Annotated in this window: 2 protein-coding genes; both read right to left on the minus strand. The window is 61.2% G+C overall.

What is annotated here, in order from left to right; all coding sequences use genetic code 11:
• On the minus strand, positions 1-816 hold an 816-nt coding region (locus WCA85_RS25165; RefSeq protein ID WP_424067571.1), incomplete at its 3' end, for a C40 family peptidase.
• A gap of 253 nt (positions 817-1069) precedes the next feature.
• A partial coding sequence (locus tag WCA85_RS25170) for a PhoH family protein (protein WP_424067572.1) occupies positions 1070-2575 on the minus strand: 1506 nt, incomplete at its 5' end.

Here is a 2575-nt window from a genome sequence, read left to right on the forward strand (position 1 = left end):
GGATTGAGCAGTGGGTTGAGCGGTCGCGGTTATCGGCGTCTGCATCGTAACCGCCACACGCTGCGGTTGCTGCGGTTGCGGCTCGCCAGAGGCACTTGCGGGCGCGGCGGTTGCATACGCAGCCCGCGTTTGCGCTACAGGTCCAGCCGTTTCAGCCGGTCCCGCCGGAACATTCGCGCCCCCGACATACGACCCCTGCGCGGCTCCCGGCGCAGTTTGCGCTGGCGGTGTCGACGCCTGGTATGTCGGCGTATCGAACGGCGCCGGCGTATGAGTGGGCGCGGCAACACGGCGAATGCCATCGAAGCGTTTGGCCCAATACGGATTCGTAAGGTAATCGATCCGCACCGTCCCGCCCGTGGACGGCGCATTGACAAAGCGCAGCTTGCCGACATAAATGCCGACGTGCGAATGAGGCCGTCCAGTCGTATTGAAGAAGATCAAATCGCCCGGGGCGACTTCGTCCGGTTCAATCGATTCGCCACGTTCGCTCATATCAGCGGTGGTGCGAGGGAGATTCACCGAGGCCGAGCGCGCCACCACATAGCGAACCAGGCCGCTGCAATCGAAGCCGCTTTCGGGTGTATTACCGCCCCAGCGGTATGGAATGCCGACCAGGCTCATCGCCTGGATCGAGATTTCTTCGCGCCCGATGCTGTGATCGACGAAATTCGGGAAGCCTGGCGGGGCGGTGCGATAGGCGCCGTTGGATGCCGACTGCGAGTAGCCGCTTGAGTTGCGCGAAAGCCGCTGCGGCGCGCTGGAACAGGCGGCGAGCAGCAACAGGACCAGCAGCGAAAACCCAAGTCGGCGCATGAAGATGGGCGAGCGAAAACAATCGCTTAAAGCGATCAATGCCGGGATGGTAGCCCGTCCAGTACGGCGTCGGCAAGAATTGTTGATAAATTACATGAAGTTTGCGCGCTAAGTGTTGCCTTCGCAGACGTAAAGGGCTGGTTTCCGCGTGCTCAAGCGGCCACCACTTAGCAAATCCATATAAAAAAGCCGCGCCCGGCATGACCCGGACGCGGCTTTGAAACAGCTTAAGCAATGGACGACGTTGTACGGTCTACAGAATATCGGACGCGTAATCCGCAAGCCGCGAGCGCTCGCCACGCGCCAGCGTCACATGCCCGCTGTGCGCCCAGCCCTTGAAGCGGTCGACCACATAAGTCAGCCCCGAACTCCCTTCCGTCAGATACGGCGTATCGATCTGCGCGATGTTGCCAAGGCAGATGATCTTCGTTCCCGGACCGGCGCGCGTCACCAGCGTTTTCATCTGCTTCGGCGTCAGGTTCTGCGCTTCGTCGATGATCAGATACTTGTCGACAAAGGTCCGGCCACGCATGAAGTTCATGCTCTTGATCTTCAGGCGCGAGCGGATCAGTTCCTGAGTCGCAGCGCGCCCCCATTCGCCGGCTGCGTCGTCGGTTTTCTGCAGAACTTCGAGGTTGTCGTCGAATGCACCCATCCACGGCTGCATCTTTTCCTCTTCCGTACCCGGCAGGAAGCCAATGTCTTCGCCAACCGGCACCGTCGCCCGCGTGACGATGATTTCGTTGTAGCGCTTGTCATCGAGCACCTGCGCGAGACCCGCCGCCAGTGCGACGAGCGTCTTGCCGGTACCCGCCTGTCCGAGCAGCGTGACGAAATCGATTTCCGGGTTCATCAACAGGTTGAGCGCAAAATTCTGCTCGCGATTGCGCGCCGTAATGCCCCACACGTTGTTCTTGTGGTGGCCGTAGTCGCGCAAGGTTTGCAGCAGCGCCGTCTTGCCGTTCAGTTCACGCACCAGCGCATGAAATGCCGGCTCGCCGTTCTGCGGTTCAAGGTAGACGAACTCGTTGACCAGCATCGATGCGCACAGGGGACCGGTCACGCGGTAATACGTCGTGCCCGTCTTGGTGTCCTGCCAGCTTTCCATGCCCTTCGCGTGCTTGGTCCAGAAATCCTGCGGCAGCGCGCGAATGCCGGAATACAGCAGATCCTTGTCTTCGAGGACCTGGTCGTTGAAGTAGTCTTCAGCAGGCAGACCCAGCGCGTGCGCCTTGATCCGCATGTTGATGTCTTTCGACACCAGCACGACCTGGCGGTCCATGCGGTCGCGCTGCAATGCGCGCACAACACCAAGAATCTGATTGTCGGCTTTGCCTTGCGGCAGGCCCTCAACCGGCTCGATATCCGTCAGCTTGGTCTGGAAGTACAGACGCCCGGCGGCCTCGCGGCTGCCCAGACGCGACAGCGAAATGCCTTCCGACATGTCGCCGCCATTGGCGACCAATGCATCCAGCGTGCGGCTCACCTGACGCGCGTTACGCGCGACTTCCGACATCCCCTTCTTGTGGTTGTCGAGTTCTTCCAACGTCATCATCGGCAGATAGACGTCGTGCTCCTCGAAGCGGAACAGGCAGGTCGGATCGTGCATCAGCACGTTGGTGTCGAGCACGAACAGCTTGCGGGTTTCGACCTGCTCGGACGCGCCGCTGCGCTTTTTCGTGGTGCCGCGCGTGGTGGGCGCAGCCGCAGTCGGGGCGCTCGTCTCGGGCTGCTTACCGGCGCGTGCGACGACCGGTTG

Source organism: Paraburkholderia sp. (assembly GCF_049581445.1).
Taxonomy (GTDB): domain Bacteria; phylum Pseudomonadota; class Gammaproteobacteria; order Burkholderiales; family Burkholderiaceae; genus Paraburkholderia.